Genomic DNA, 13,986 nt, shown 5'->3' on the forward strand with positions numbered 1-13,986 from the left:
ATGACGCGCAGATATTGCATGAAAGCGACGAGCCGCTGATCGGCGCCGAAGGCACCCGCCATCAGCACCATGGCGGTGGCCGCACCCGGCGACGAGCCCCAGACGGCGGTGGTGCCGGGGAGGATGCGCCAGCGGCTGATCAGCCAGCCGAGCAGGCTGGAGGCTGTGACGGTGGCCACCACGACGCCAAGAAACAGCGGCCATTCCTTGTAGAAGACCGGAAAGATGTCGGCCGAGATCGACGCCGCGACGAGGCAGCCGACGATCGCCTGGGCGGCGCCGAACAGAAGACGCGGCACGCGTACCGTGGCGCCATTGGTGCCGGCGACGATGGCCGCCAGCATCGGCCCGATCAGCAGCGCCGCCGGCAGGGCGGCGAGTTCCAGCGCGCCGGCAAACAGCAAGGAAACAACCAGCAGGGCAAGCCACTGCCAGAGCTTGCGCATCCGCGCCATGCGCTTGAGTGTGGGCAGGTCCGGGGAGGGCTGCTCGGCCGAGGAATCCATGTTTCGCTCTTAGACCCGCAGGGCGAAAAATGCGAACCGCGATTCACAGAAAAATGATTGTTTCACCCGCCCAGGTGTCGAGTAACAGGTCTCACAAGCCGGCGTTGAACCGTTGCTCGATCTCATTGCGACCCATGCGGTCGAAATCGTCGGGGACGGAAAACTGGCCGGCCATAAAACCGACCCGTCGCGCCTGCAGCGTCGGCTGTTCGATCGGCACGATTCTGGCCAACGGCTTGCCGGCTTTGGCAATAACAAACGACTCGCCTTGGGCTGCACGTCTCACAAGGCGCGACAGATGAGCTTTCGCATCGCGAATGTTTACTGTCTGCGTCAAAGATTGCTCCTCAAAATTGGCATCGAACTCACCCCGTCTTGCTGTCGGCTAGGCCGAAGCCGCCGACGGGGTGGGTCTCGACTTGGAATTCGAAGCCGGCGATGAACGGCCGCGCCTTGGCGATCGCCGCCTGGACTTCGGGAAGCTGCAGCGAGGCCTTGTGGCTTTCGGCGTCGGTCCACACTTCGGTGACCCAGATCGCGTCGGCGTCCGCGGGATCGCGGGCGATGATATAGCTCAGGCAGCCCGGCAGGGCGCCGGTGCTGGCGCGCAGGAGATCCATGACCGCGTCGCGCTGGCCGCGCGACGCCCGCATCTTGCCGATCAGTCCGTACATTCCGTTGTCTCCCTTTGAGGTTTTCGACAAGAGCGTGCAGATCGCCAGTATGCCGATAGCCGTTCAAGGCATCAACTGGCCGCCATTCACCTCGATCACCTGGCCGGTGATGTAGCCGCTGAGAAGGTCGGAAGAGAGGAACAGATAGGCGCCGACGCAATCCTGCGCCGTGCCGGCGCGTCCCTGCGGAATGGTGGCGACCATGCCCTTGATCTGCTCGTCGGTCGAATAGCGCTCGTGGAACGGGGTGAGAATGGTGCCGGGCGCCACCGCGTTGACGCGGATGCCGAAGCCGATCAGCTCCTTTGCCATGCCGCGCGTCACATTGGAGACGAAAGCCTTGGCCGAGCCGTAAAGCCCGGCGCCGCCGCCGGCACCATTGCGGGCGGCGATCGAGGAGGTGTTGACGATGAAGCCGCCCTGTTTCTTCAGCCACGGGATCGCCTTGCGCGAAGCAGTCAGCACCGAACGGGCGTTGAGGTCCATCACCGCATCGTAATGCGCCTCGGTCTGCTCGGCATAGGGGATGCGGCCGAGCATGCCGCCGGCATTGTTGACCAGCCCGTCGAGGCGGCCGAAATATTGCGCACTGTCCTCGACGACGCGCTCGACATCGGCGGCAACGGAGAAATCGCCCTGGACGAGAAACACCTCGCCGCCCTTGTCGGCAATCGTCAGGCCGAGCTTCTCGGCGGCGTCGCGGCTCGAGTTATAATGCAGCGCCACCTTGCATTTCTGCGCTGCATAGGCCAGCGCGAGCGCCGCCCCGATGCCGGTCGATGCACCGGTAACCAGCACTGCCTTGCCGGCAAGATCGGGTATGCTGAGTGTGGTGGCTGGCACGGTTCTTCCTCCGGGATGTCTGCCTGCCCTTCGTAGGCCCTTGCCACCCCGGTGTTCAAGCCTTGGAGCAATTCAAGGAAAAGTGTGAGCGCTTTCCCCGGGGGATTTGCGTCGAACAAACCGCTCTACGGACGCAGATAGGCGTAACCCTGGCCTTGCAGTTCGGCGAGTTTGACGACGCCGCCCTTGTCGGCGGCATGAAATCCGGCGAGCAGGTCGGGGAGTGTAATGTCCATGCCGTGCATGGTGTTGGCGCAGGCGTGGGGTTCCAGTCCCTGCTGCACCAGGCCGGCGAAGCGCCCGGAAATCGCGGCCGATATGCCTTTCGACTTGAAGGCCGCGAGCGCGGGACCATGCACGACCAGCACGATGTCGACCTTGCCGCCGGTGCCTTCATAATGGTTCTTGATGTTGCCGAGCACGAAATTGACCTTGTCGGTGTCGCTCAAGTGGTAGGCGACTTTTTGCCTTGTGGGCTCGGTGGCGGCTGCCTGTGCTGCCCGTAGACCGAGAAGCGTTCCGGTTCCGGCAAGAACCGTGCGGAACATATCGCGCCGGCGCATGGCATCCTCCTCCGCTTGGCGGCTGACCGCGAATTGCGTGACTCCAGCCGCAATACTAGCATAAATTGCCGTTGCGTCCTTTCGATGCGGAGGAGAGGTCACATGGCGTTGAAGGAATGGGCGTTTGGGTTGGGGGAATGGAAGACGGTTGCCGGCGCCGGGTTTTGCGCCGTGCTGCTCGGCGCGCTTGCCGGATCGGCCTCCGCCGACGATGCGCTGAAGCTCACCGAACTCAGTCCGAACGGTGCTGATGCCTGTTTCAGCCGCGTCTATGATGCGGCGCATCTCAAAGCGCACCCGAAGCAGAAGGTGGCGCGGATCTTCTTCTACTACGGCCATGATCCGGTCAGCCGGCCGAACGAGGAGCCGACCGTGAATTCCGACACGTCCTACAATGCCTTCATCGCCACCACCGTCCGCGGCGCCAAGTCGCCTGAATGGGCCGGCGGCTGGTGCAATCATGCTTCCGAGGACGGCAAGACGGGCCCGGTCCATTGCGGCATGGAATGCGACCGGACGCTTGCGTCGCTGAAGGTCGATGACAAGGGTCGGCTGTTCCTCTCGGATCTGCAGCCCGACATCTATCTCGATGCCGGATCAGAAGAGGAGCTTGGCGCAGCGGAATATGACAGGCAGGCGCTCGGCTCGGAGGATGACAATTTCCGCCTCGACCCGATGCCGGCAGCGACCTGCCAGGCGGAGTTCGCGCGCATCGACCCAGTCGCCGCTGCGCTCGGAGCTCCGCTACGCGAGCGGCTGAAGCCGGACCAGGCGTTCTGCTATGGGCGCGACTACGATGCAGCGCATCTCGGCTCGCACCCCGATCAACTCACCCAGTCGATCCGGGTTTTCCGCGGCAAGGTAGAACTGGCGTCCTTCGCCTCGGGCGGTGACACCGCCAATTGGCCAGACGGCGCCGACATTGCCGTTACCGTCACCACACGGCAGAAATCGGCCAAGGTGACGCAGACCTATTCCTGCCAGGGCGAAGCCGACCAGTGGCGCTGCGCGGCCAGCACGAAGATGAGCGATTTCTCCTGCGACATCGCGCAGAAGGAGATTTTCCTCAAGCGTGGCGCCAACGGCACGATGATGCTGGCCAACCCAAACAGCGCGCTTGCAATCGTCGACCTGTGTTCGAAGGCGGACGCCGGAAAGACGAAATCCGACGACAAGGTCTATCGGCTGAAGCCAATGCCGCAATCGGCCTGCTCGCCCTGAGCTCGGACTTGTCTACGTCGCCATGAAGGGATATATCTTTGCTATATCTCATTTGAGGATAGCGTGATGGACAAGGCGAAAGTGTTCTGGTCGGGCCGGTCACAAGCTGTGCGTCTGCCCAAGGAGTTCCGTTTCGAAACAGATGAGGTTTCGATCCGCCGTCACGGGCAAACCGTCATTCTGGAACCGCTTGCGCAGGACTGGGCGTGGCTAGACCAAGTGATCGGACCGCTTGATAACGATTTCGCCGAGGCGGCGCTCGAACGTCAAGACGGGCAGGATCGACCTGCCTTGGATGACGTTTTCAAGTGATCTACCTGCTCGACACCAATGCCGTCATCGCGGTCATCAAGGGCGACGCGGGTCTGTTGGCGCTGCTAAAACGGCACAGGCCGCAGGACTTTGCCCTCTCTGCGATCGTCGCGCACGAACTGCACTATGGTGCTGAAAAGAGCCAGCGAAGGGCTGAAAATTTGGCGCGCATCGAAGCTCTGCTGTTCCCGGTGCTCGAATTCGACCGAGAAGACGCAAGACATGCTGGGGAGATTCGGGCAACGCTTGCGACGTTAGGAACTCCGATCGGTCCCTACGATGCGTTGATCGGTGGGCAAGCGCGCGCTCGGAACCTTGCGCTGATGACCCGTAATGTCCGGGAATTCGAGCGGATCAAAGATCTCTCAATCGAGACCTGGTGAACCGCCTCATGCGAACGGCACGGCCGTGGTGCCCTTGGGCAGCTTGGCCTCGTCGTCGGGCTCGACATGGATGGTGACGCGCACCGAGGGGATTTCGGCCTTCAGCGCATCCTCGATGCGGTCGCAGATGACATGGCTGGCGCCGACCGACATGTGTGCGTCGACGACCAGATGAAACTCGATGAAGGTGGCGCGGCCGGCGATGCGCGTCTTGAGGTCGTGCACTTCAAGTGCGCCCTTGCAGTTGGCCGAGATGACGTCGCGGATGCGCATGTGCTCCTGGGTGTCGACGGCGCGGTCCATCAGCCCGTTCATCGACGAGCCGATGACATGCCAGCCCTGCCACAGAATGTTCAGCGCCACGAGGACGGCAAGTGTGGGGTCGAGGATCTGCCAACCGGTCAGGATCGCCCCGACCAGGCCGCCGAAGACCCCGATCGAGGTCACCACGTCGGTCATGATGTGGTTGCCGTCGGCGACCAGTGCCGGTGATTTCTCCGCCCTGCCGGCGCGGATCAGCGTCCAGGCCCAGAAGGCGTTGATGACCGTGGCAACGCCGTTGACCGCAAGACCTTCCCAAGGCTGTTCCAAGGGTGACGGAGTCTGCCAGGAGCGCCAGACCTCGTTGAGGATCAATAGCGCGGCAAGCACGATCAACACGCCTTCCAGCACTGCCGAGAAATACTCGGCCTTGTGATGGCCGAAGGGATGATCCTGGTCGGCCGGCTTGTGGCTGATCTGGATCGCCCAGAAGGCGGCGACCGAGGCGATGACGTTGACGATCGATTCCAGTGCGTCCGAATAGAGTGCGACTGAGCCGGTGACGTACCAGGCGGCAGCTTTCAGCGCGAGCACGACAAAGGCGACGATAATCGACCAGAAGGCGAGGTTCGCGACCTTGCGCTTCGCGGCCGCCTTGGCCGCGATCGCCATCGTGTTCTCGGCTTCGGCCATGATCGTCAGGCGGCCTTTTCCTTGGCCTTGCGCGGCAGGTGGGCGACGATGTTCTCGATGATGCGCATGCCGGCATTGTGCCCGAGCGTCATGATCGATTCCGGGTGGAATTGCACTGCGGCGATCGGCTCCTTGCGGTGCTCGAAGGCCATGATGACGCCGTCCTCGGTCTCGGCCGTGACGATGAAATCGTCGGGCAGCCGCACCGGATCGGCAAAGATCGAGTGGTAGCGGCCGACGGTGACTTCCTTGGGCAGGCCCGAGAAGATGATGCCGGGCTTGGAGACGCGGATGCGCGACGGCTTGCCGTGCATCGGTATGTGCAGCTGCCGCAGTTCGCCGCCATAGGCCTCGGCCAATGCCTGCAGGCCAAGGCAGACGCCGAAGATCGGCAGTTCGCGGGCGCGCGCCTTCTTGATGGTTGCGGCGCAATCGAAGTCCTTCGGCGTGCCGGGGCCGGGCGACAGCACGACGAGGTCGGGTTTCAGCCGGTCGAAGACTTCCTCAGGCACCGGCGAGCGAACGGTCGAGACGTTGGCGCCGGTCTGGCGAAAATAATTGGCCAGCGTGTGGACGAAACTGTCCTCGTGGTCGACCAGCAGGATGTTGACGCCGTCGCCGACGCGCGCGGTGGTGCGCTCGGTGCTGGCGGAATTGCCTGTCTTGGCGTCGCGGATGGCGGAGAGCATGGCGGATGCCTTCAGTTCGGTTTCGGCTTCTTCTTCCTCGGGAATGCTGTCGAACAGCAATGTGGCGCCGGCGCGCACTTCGGCAATGCCGTCCTTGATACGGATGGTGCGGAGCGTCAGGCCGGTGTTCATGTCGCCGTTGAAATTGACCATGCCGATCGCGCCGCCATACCAGGCGCGCGGGCTCTTCTCGTTCTGCTCGATAAAGCGCATGGCCCATAGCTTCGGCGCGCCGGTGACGGTGACCGCCCAGGCATGCGACAGGAAGGCATCGAAGGCATCCATGCCTTCGCGCAGCCTGCCTTCGATGTGGTCGACCGTATGGATCAGGCGCGAATACATCTCGATCTGGCGCCGGCCGATGACGCGCACCGAACCCGGCTCGCAGACCCGCGACTTGTCGTTGCGGTCGACGTCCGAGCACATGGTCAGCTCGGATTCGTCTTTCTTCGAGTTGAGCAGTTTCAGGATCTGCTCTGAGTCGGAAATTGCGTCGTCGCCGCGCTTGATGGTGCCCGAGATCGGGCAGGTCTCGACGCGGCGGCCGTTGACGCGCACGAACATTTCGGGCGAGGCGCCGATCAGATATTCACCTTCGCCCAGATTGATGAAGAAGGAATAGGGCGACGGATTGATGGCCTTCAGCTTGCGCGAAATCTCGGACGGCTGCGTCTCGCAGCGCTCGTAGAACATCTGGCCCGGCACGACCTCGAACAGGTCGCCGCGCTTGAACGAATCCATCGCCTTGCGCACCAGGTCGGCATACTCGCCGGGTTCATGGTCGCCGCGCGGCGGGATGCGGTCGGGGCTCTTGAACGGCTCGGAGATTTCGTCGCGCGGCAGCCCTTCGGTCGAAAAACCCTCGCCGGCATAGTCGTAGCGGTCGGTCCATGCCTTGGCCGAATAATGGTCGACGACCAGGATCTCGTCAGGCAGGAACAGCACCAGGTCGCGCTGGCTTGGCTTGCGTTCGAGCTTGTAGTCGACCGGGTCGAACTGGAAGGCGAGGTCGTAGCCGAAAGCGCCGTAGAGACCAAGATTGGCGTCTTCCTCGGTCTTGAACAGAGCGGTGATGGCGCGCAGTACGGTGAACACCGAAGGAACACGGCTGCGCTCTTCTTCCGTGAAGACACGGCCGGGCTTGGCGACGTCGAGACGGATGAGCCTTTTCGATGTCTCGGCGATGGTGATATCGGCCAGGCTATCCAGCGCCTTGCCGATGACCGGCAACAACACCTCGCCACGGCCGTTGAGCGCCTCGATACGCATGGCGCGGCCGCGCGCGGAGACAACCAGAGGCGGGTCGATGATGGCGGTGTCCCAGCGCGTGTAGCGGCCGGGATATTCATAGTTGGAGGAAAACACCGCGCCGCGGCGCGAATTCAGGCCGTCGACGTAAGCGTCGATCGCGCCCGCATACGGCCGGTCGTGGCGCGCGCGGGTGATGGTGATGCCACCCGCGGTCACGAAACTTTCCGCGCCGTTTTCCAGAACCTTCATCGTCATTGCCGTCTCCATCAGCTTCTTGGGGCAACGGACCCGGGAATGGCTTGGAAAAAACAAATGGCCGCCCGGACTTTCCGTTGCGGCCACCCTCTCTATTCACGCGCACGTGTTCGAACAGGCCGCTGTCAGCAGGCCCACCACCAAATGGTCTTGATCGAACGCATATTCATGGCGAAATCCATAGCTGCGAAAAGAAGGATGCGCAACAGGTTTGAAAGTCTGTTCGTTGGCCGCCGCTTCTCAGGCTCATGGCACATCGCCAGAGCCGACAGTGCCGCTTAGAGTGCTCATCCAACAGCAGGAAGACGGGAAAACAACCATGACCGAGCAGATCGAGCGTGCGCGGACGTTTCATTCCCTCCACGTCAAGGGCAACCCGGTCGTCCTCTACAATGCCTGGGATCCGGGTTCGGCCAAGATCATCGAGAAAGCGGGTGCCAAGGCGATCGCCACCGGAAGCTGGCCGGTCGCGGCCGCGTTCGGCTACGCCGATGGCGAGAAAATCCCGCTGGAACTGGCGCTCGACAACATCAAGCGCATCGTCGGGTCGGTCGACCTGCCGGTGACCATGGACCTCGAGGGCGGCTACGGCGTTGACCCGGAAATCGTCGCTCGCACGGTGACGTTGGCGCTGCGGGCCGGCGCTATCGGTTTCAATTTCGAGGATCAGATTGTCGGTGGCAGCGGCCTGCATGACATTTCCGTGCAGGCAAAGCGCATCGAAGCCGCGGCGGCGGCCGTCAAGGCTTCCGGCATACCGGCGTTCATCAACGCTCGAACCGACATCTTCCTCAAGGCGAAACCGGATGCGCATGATGACGTTCTGCTCGACCAGGCCATCGAGCGCGCACAGGCCTTCGAAAAAGCCGGCGCGCACGGCTTCTTTGCGCCGGGCCTTGGCGACGAAGGCCTGATCGAGACGCTCTGCAAGGCAATTGCGTTGCCGGTCAACATCATTGCGCTGGCGCATGTGCCGCCGCGCCAGCGGCTGGCGGAACTGGGTGTCGCCCGCATCAGTCACGGCCCGATGCCTTACCGGCAGATGTCCGAATGGCTGGAGGCGAAAGCGCGACTGGCTATTTCGGGCTAAGTCAGTCCTCCAGCGTTCCCGACCGGGCATCAGTGCTCTTCCTGTCGCCAACCAGCTTCAGAAGATCTTCGCCGGCGCGGATGATGCGGCGCGAGCGGCGGGTCAGGATGATGCCGTCCTGCGGTGCGAACACTTCGGTGCGGCCATCGGCTTCACCCGGTGCATGGACGATGGTGGCGAGGCGCGCGCCCTTGGCGACGCGGTCGCCGGGCTTCACGTCGTAGAGCACGGCACCGGCCCGTGGCGCCGGCATCATGTCGATGTTTTCCAATGGCGCCACGAAGCCGGTGAAAGGACCCGGCGCGGGCAGGGCGCTGTCGGCGATCACGCCGCGCGCCACCAGCAGCCGGTAGAGGCCGTCGGCGTCGGCGGCGGCCAAGGCACCATCGACATCGAGGATGCCGCGATATTCGACGGTGGTGGCGACGCGACGGTCGAGCTTGGCCACATCGGCGGGGACGTTCTGATAGGGCATGATCGAGGCGCCCTCGAAGGTGCCGTCAGTGTCTTCGCTCCACAGCACGACCGCGTCGACGCCCATGGCCGCGGCGCAATCGGCCATGGCAGGCCACAGGCTGGTGTGGACGTAGAGATAGGCGAGGCCCTCGTCATCGCAGTGCAGGTCGAGCACGATGTCGTGGCCGAGCGAGAGCTGCACCAGCCGCGTCTTCAGCCGCTGGTCGACGCTGCCAAGGGTAATGTCGGGCAAGAGCGCTGTGTCGGGCGCCGTTAGCAGCGGAAAGCCGCGGTTGAAATTGGTGCGCGTGCTGAGATGGAAGCGGCCCTGATGCTCGCCGAAATGATATTGCGCCCGGCCGATCGGGTTGGCCCAGGGCACGATGGTGAGGTTGCCCTTGATGCGGCCTTCGGCCTCCGCCCTGGCAAGCATCGGCATCAGCGCGTCGATGGCGACGACACCCGGCAACTCGCCGGCATGGAGTGCCGCCTGCAGATAGGCCGAAGGAGCAGCCTTGTCAGAACCAGTGAAGCGGAACAGCGGGAATTCGTAGGAAACCCCTTCGCTTTCCCCGGCGATGCGTTCGATCGATTTCTGCATGACTTCCTCCATCAGGAGCGAGAGACATGCGATTTGAAGGCGCCGATGTCGATTGGTCCAGCCTGCCGCGCTATGGGCGCAAGAGGCTATTCAGCCGGAAGCGGGATGACCGGCGCGCGCCGGTCCAGCGCCTGCGACAGCACAGCGACGGTGACCGCCAAAACAGCGAGTGCTGCGCCGACCAGCGGCAAATTGGCATAGGAAACACCGGCGGACAGGGCCACGCCGCCTATCCAGGCGCCGCTGGCATTGCCGATATTGAAGGCGCCCTGGTTCAGCGTGGCGGCAAGGTTCGGTCCCTCGGAGGCCGCCTCGACGACCCGGATCTGCAACGGCGGCACGACGACGAAGATGAGCAGGCCCCACAGGAAGACGATGCCGATGGCAACGCTGGCGATTGCGCCGAACTGCCTGAATCCAACGAAAAGCAGGGCCATCAGCAGCAGGGTGCCGATCACTGTCGGCATCAGTTTCCAGTCGGCCAGTCTGCCGCCGATGATGTTGCCGATGGTCATGCCCGCGCCGAACAGCAGCAGAACCCACGTGACTGCCGAGGTCGACAAGCCCGATACCTCGGTGAGGTAGGGTTTGATGTAGGTGAAGACGGTGAACAGGCTTGCGGAGGTCAGCGCCGCGATCAGCATGGCCAGCCAGACCTGCAGCTTGCCCAGCACGCGCAGCTCGCCGCGCAGGCCGCCACCGCTTGGCTCGGCGACATCGGACGGCACCAACCAGGCGATCGCTGCCACCGAGATCAGGCCGATACCGACCACGGCAACGGTGGAGCGCCAGCCGAACGCTTCGCCAAGTGCGGTTCCGGCGGGAACACCCAGGATGTTGGACAGCGTCAGCCCGGCGAACATCAGCGCGATAGCGCTGGCGCGCTTGTTGCGCGGCACCAGGCTGGCGGCAACGACCGAGCCGATGCCGAAGAAGGCGCCGTGGCCGAAAGCGGTGAAGACGCGCGCGGCCATCAGCGTCCAGTAGTTGGGCGAGATGGCGCAAAACAGATTGCCGACGACGAACAGCACGGCCAGCCCGACCAGCACCGGCTTGCGCGGCAAATGCGCAGTGGCCATGGCGACGATCGGGGCGCCGAAGACGACGCCCAGCGCATATCCGGTAACCAGCAGGCCCGCCGCGGGGATCGACACGCCGAGGTCGGCGGCGACCTCAGGCAGCAAGCCCATGATGACGAATTCGGTGGTGCCGATGCAGAAGGACGCAATGGCAAGCGCAAGGATCGGCAAGGGCATGGTGCGTCCAGACTGAATCGGTTCAATTCCAGACTGCGCGAAGCACGCCACCGTGCGCAAGCTGCATTGCTGCATTGCAGCGATGCAGAAAAGGAAGAGCTTTAAAAATGGGTCTTCAACGGGCTGTCACGCCAGCGGCTTCAGCTCCTGGGCAATGGTGGGCAGCAACTCCGAAACATTGGGATGGATGTGCACGGCACGCGCCAGCGTGTCGACGGGCGCCTTGGCGTACATCAGGTCGAGCACACAATGGATAGCCTCGTCGCCGCCGGGGCCGAGCACCGAGCAGCCGAGGATCTCCCTGGTGTCGGCATCGACCAGGATTTTCATGAAACCCTGCGTCTCGCCCTTTTCGATAGCGCGGCCGACGCGGGTCATCGGCCGCTGGCCGACCAGCGCGCGACGGCCGGATTTCTTCACTGCGGCCTCGGTCATGCCGCAGCGGCCAAGCGGCGGGTCGATGTAGAGCGCATAGGCTTCGATCCGGTCGCTGACCCTCCGCGGATCGTTGTCGAGCAAATTGGCGGCGACGATCTCGTAGTCGTTGTAGGAGGTGTGGGTGAAGGCGCCCCTGCCGTTGCAGTCGCCCATCGCCCAGATGTCGGGCACGCTGGTGCGCAGCTGGTCGTCGACGGTGACAAAACCGCGCTTGTCGACCTCGACGCCGGCCCTTTCCAGGCCGAGATCGTCGGTGTTGGGCGTGCGCCCCAGCGCCAGCAGCACATGCGAGCCGACCGCCGGTGGCTTGCCGGCGGAGAAGGTCACGGCGATGTCGTCACCCTGTCTGGCGAAGGCAATGTCGTCGGCGCCGACATGGACCGCGATGCCTTCGTTTTCGAGGATCGACAGGATGGCGGCGGAGACATCCTCGTCCTCGCGGCCGGTCAGGCGCGGGCTCTTCTCGACGACGGTGACTTCCGCGCCGAAGCGGCGGAACATCTGAGCGAATTCGAGCGAGATGTAGCTGCCGCCGACGACGACGAGATGGCGCGGCAGCACATCGAGATCCATCATCGACGAGTTGGTCAGATAGTCGATGTCGTGGATGCCGGGAAGGTCGGGCACCGAGGCGCGGCCGCCGGTGTTGAGGAAGATCTTTTCGGCGGTCAAAAGATCGTCGCCGACGCGCACCGTGTTGGCGGATTCGAAACGCGCATGGCCGCGATAGAGGGTGCACTTGTCCATGCCGGCAATCCAGGTCTCAAGATTGGTGCGGGCGTCGATCGTCACCTTGTCCTTGCGCGCCTTGATCCTGGCATAGTCGACGCCGACGGGGCCACTGAGCGTCACGCCGTAGTCGGCGGCGCGGCGCGCCAGATGCGCGGCATAGGCGCTGGCGACCATGGTCTTGGTCGGCATGCAGCCGGTGTTGACGCAGGTGCCGCCGACCAGCTTGCGCTCGATCAGTGCGACGCTCATGCCGGCGGCCGTCAGCCGCCCGGCCAGCGGAGGGCCAGCCTGTCCGGCACCGATGATGATGGCGTCGAAGGTTTTCGTCGTCATGCCACCGCCGCTACGATCAGCAGGCCGCCGATGATCGCCACCGCGTCCTCGATAAAGGCGGCGGGCGGATCCTTGCCGAAGGCGGCCGCGAGCCGGCCGCGAGCTTCGGCGCCGCCCAGCGTGCCGATGACAGCGCCGATGGCGCCCGCGATCAGGCCGCCGATGGTGGCGCCGCCTGTCGCGCCGATCACCGCGCCTGTGAAGGCGCCCATGACGATGCGGGCGCCGAATTGCTGGGGTACTTTACGGCTCGGCGTCGACGGCAACTGGTCGGTGACCAACTCGACAATGGCCAGGATGGTGAAGATGCCGACAGCCGCCCAGTGGCTCATGAAGCTCGCCCAGGTGCCGGCAACCGTCAGCCAGCCGAGATAAGCGCCCCAGGCAATGGCGGCCGGCGCCGTCATGGCGCGAAGACCGGCAATGACGCCGATCAGAAGTGCGAGAATGTAGAGCATGGTCGATCCCCCCTCGATCACGGGCCAAGACGGCCTTGAGTCACAGGCTACCATAGGTCCAATATTTGACCAGTACTGGCATCGGCGCTTTTGGCTGCACTTGTGCTTTGCAAGGACGTGAACTGGAGACCGCATCATGGCTGAGAGCGAGCGCGTGAAGATGGTGGCCGGCGAATGGTATACCTGCCTCGATGACGAACTGGAGTCGTTGCGGATGATAGCGCGCGATGCGGTGTTCGAGCACAACTTGCTGCCGCCTCGTCAACGCGGCAATCTCGGGCCGGGTCTGAAGGCACTGCTGGGAAGAGCCGGCGAGGGCGCCCGTATCGAGGCGCCGTTCCACTGCGCCTATGGCTTCAACATCTTTCTCGGCGACGGCGTGTTTCTCAATGCCGGCTGCACCATCCTCGACACGGCAAGCGTGCGCATCGGCAAGGCAACGCTGCTCGGCCCGAACGTGCAGATCTACTGCGCCGAGCATCACAAGGAGGCCAGTGGGCGGCAGGCCGGACTGGAGGTCGCCCGACCGATCGAGATCGGCGCCAATGCCTGGATCGGCGGCTCAGCCGTCATCCTTGGCGGCGTCAGCATCGGTGAAGGCGCCATCGTCGGCGCCGGTGCGGTGGTGACGCGCGACGTGGCGGCGAACGCCACGGTGATCGGCAATCCGGCGCGGCCGGTCAAGCGGGGCTGAACAGGTCAGGACGACAGGACATACGTCATGCGCTCTTCCTGATCGCCTCGCCTGGAAAACTCGCGCCGGTATTGCGCCGGCGATGTCCTCAGTCTCGCGGCAAAATGCTGGCGCAGCGAGGTGGCGCTGCCGAAGCCGGCTTCGAAGGCGATCATGTCCATGGATTTCTCCGTCGCTTCCAGCAAACGCTGCGCCAGTTCGATCCGCTGGCTGGTCAGCCAATCGCCAAAGCTGGCGCCGATCGATTTCTGAAAGCGACGGGTAAAGGTGCGGCGGG

At 63.8% G+C, this 13,986-nt stretch carries 17 protein-coding genes; 5 read left to right on the top strand and 12 right to left on the bottom strand.

Features of this window, described 5'->3' with window-relative positions:
• From EN949_RS24885 to EN949_RS24905, 5 genes are all read right to left on the bottom strand, one after another.
• The coding region (locus tag EN949_RS24885; protein WP_206534966.1) for an AbrB family transcriptional regulator at positions 1-506 on the bottom strand (506 nt) is incomplete at its 3' end.
• Between the two features lie 91 nt (positions 507-597).
• Entirely contained in the window at positions 598-843 is a 246-nt protein-coding gene (locus EN949_RS24890) for a type II toxin-antitoxin system Phd/YefM family antitoxin (protein ID WP_013529932.1), read from the bottom strand.
• A gap of 28 nt (positions 844-871) precedes the next feature.
• The gene (locus EN949_RS24895; RefSeq protein WP_013529933.1) at positions 872-1,180 is read right to left on the bottom strand and encodes a putative quinol monooxygenase; all 309 of its coding nucleotides are present in this window, start codon (positions 1,178-1,180) and stop codon (positions 872-874) included.
• 63 nt (positions 1,181-1,243) lie between these two features.
• Positions 1,244-2,023, bottom strand: a complete 780-nt coding sequence (locus tag EN949_RS24900) for an SDR family oxidoreductase (RefSeq protein ID WP_013529934.1) — start codon at positions 2,021-2,023, stop codon at positions 1,244-1,246.
• A gap of 125 nt (positions 2,024-2,148) precedes the next feature.
• Entirely contained in the window at positions 2,149-2,586 is a 438-nt protein-coding gene (locus EN949_RS24905; RefSeq protein WP_013529935.1) for a DsrE family protein, read from the bottom strand.
• Between the two features lie 102 nt (positions 2,587-2,688).
• Between EN949_RS24905 and EN949_RS24910 the strand changes: the two genes are divergently transcribed.
• The 3 genes from EN949_RS24910 (at position 2,689) to EN949_RS24920 (ending at position 4,502) form a co-directional block, all read left to right on the top strand.
• On the top strand, positions 2,689-3,807 hold the full coding sequence (locus tag EN949_RS24910; protein WP_127370746.1) for a hypothetical protein: 1,119 nt from the start codon (positions 2,689-2,691) through the stop codon (positions 3,805-3,807).
• Positions 3,808-3,873: 66 nt separating this feature from the next.
• Positions 3,874-4,119 (top strand): type II toxin-antitoxin system VapB family antitoxin, encoded by a 246-nt coding sequence (vapB, locus tag EN949_RS24915; RefSeq protein WP_023760667.1) that lies wholly within the window; start codon positions 3,874-3,876, stop codon positions 4,117-4,119.
• Positions 4,116-4,502 carry a type II toxin-antitoxin system VapC family toxin gene (locus tag EN949_RS24920; protein WP_127366666.1) on the top strand — a complete coding sequence of 129 codons (387 nt, stop codon included), beginning with the start codon at positions 4,116-4,118 and terminating at the stop codon, positions 4,500-4,502. The genes vapB and EN949_RS24920 overlap by 4 nt, the downstream gene beginning before the upstream one ends.
• Positions 4,503-4,508: 6 nt before the next feature.
• Here EN949_RS24920 and EN949_RS24925 read toward each other — a convergent pair whose 3' ends face one another.
• A complete protein-coding gene (locus EN949_RS24925) occupies positions 4,509-5,456 on the bottom strand; it encodes a cation diffusion facilitator family transporter (RefSeq protein WP_064994486.1) in 948 nt (315 codons plus the stop codon).
• A gap of 5 nt (positions 5,457-5,461) precedes the next feature.
• The gene (locus EN949_RS24930) at positions 5,462-7,651 is read right to left on the bottom strand and encodes an anthranilate synthase (RefSeq protein ID WP_024504524.1); all 2,190 of its coding nucleotides are present in this window, start codon (positions 7,649-7,651) and stop codon (positions 5,462-5,464) included.
• Positions 7,652-7,970: 319 nt separating this feature from the next.
• On the opposite strand from EN949_RS24930, the gene EN949_RS24935 reads away from it, so the two are divergent.
• Positions 7,971-8,741, top strand: a complete 771-nt coding sequence (locus EN949_RS24935) for an isocitrate lyase/phosphoenolpyruvate mutase family protein (protein ID WP_127370747.1) — start codon at positions 7,971-7,973, stop codon at positions 8,739-8,741.
• Between the two features lies 1 nt (position 8,742).
• Here the strand turns inward: EN949_RS24935 and EN949_RS24940 are convergent, their stop codons facing one another.
• From EN949_RS24940 to EN949_RS24955, 4 genes are all read right to left on the bottom strand, one after another.
• Entirely contained in the window at positions 8,743-9,798 is a 1,056-nt protein-coding gene (locus tag EN949_RS24940) for a succinylglutamate desuccinylase/aspartoacylase family protein (RefSeq protein ID WP_127367043.1), read from the bottom strand.
• Between the two features lie 86 nt (positions 9,799-9,884).
• A complete protein-coding gene (locus EN949_RS24945) occupies positions 9,885-11,054 on the bottom strand; it encodes an MFS transporter (RefSeq protein WP_127367042.1) in 1,170 nt (389 codons plus the stop codon).
• Positions 11,055-11,180: 126 nt separating this feature from the next.
• A complete protein-coding gene (locus EN949_RS24950; protein WP_127367041.1) occupies positions 11,181-12,557 on the bottom strand; it encodes an FAD-containing oxidoreductase in 1,377 nt (458 codons plus the stop codon).
• The gene (locus tag EN949_RS24955; RefSeq protein WP_027162181.1) at positions 12,554-13,015 is read right to left on the bottom strand and encodes a membrane protein; all 462 of its coding nucleotides are present in this window, start codon (positions 13,013-13,015) and stop codon (positions 12,554-12,556) included. Before EN949_RS24955 ends, EN949_RS24950 begins: the two co-directional genes overlap by 4 nt.
• Before the next feature lie 136 nt (positions 13,016-13,151).
• Between EN949_RS24955 and EN949_RS24960 the strand changes: the two genes are divergently transcribed.
• Positions 13,152-13,709: a sugar O-acetyltransferase gene (locus EN949_RS24960; RefSeq protein WP_127370748.1), complete on the top strand. Its 558-nt coding sequence runs from the start codon at positions 13,152-13,154 to the stop codon at positions 13,707-13,709.
• A gap of 5 nt (positions 13,710-13,714) precedes the next feature.
• Here the strand turns inward: EN949_RS24960 and EN949_RS24965 are convergent.
• Positions 13,715-13,986: helix-turn-helix domain-containing protein (locus EN949_RS24965; protein ID WP_127371805.1), on the bottom strand; the 272-nt coding region annotated here is incomplete at its 5' end.

Source organism: Mesorhizobium sp. M7A.F.Ca.US.007.01.2.1 (assembly GCF_003998165.1).
GTDB classification, from domain to species: Bacteria; Pseudomonadota; Alphaproteobacteria; order Rhizobiales; family Rhizobiaceae; genus Mesorhizobium; species Mesorhizobium ciceri.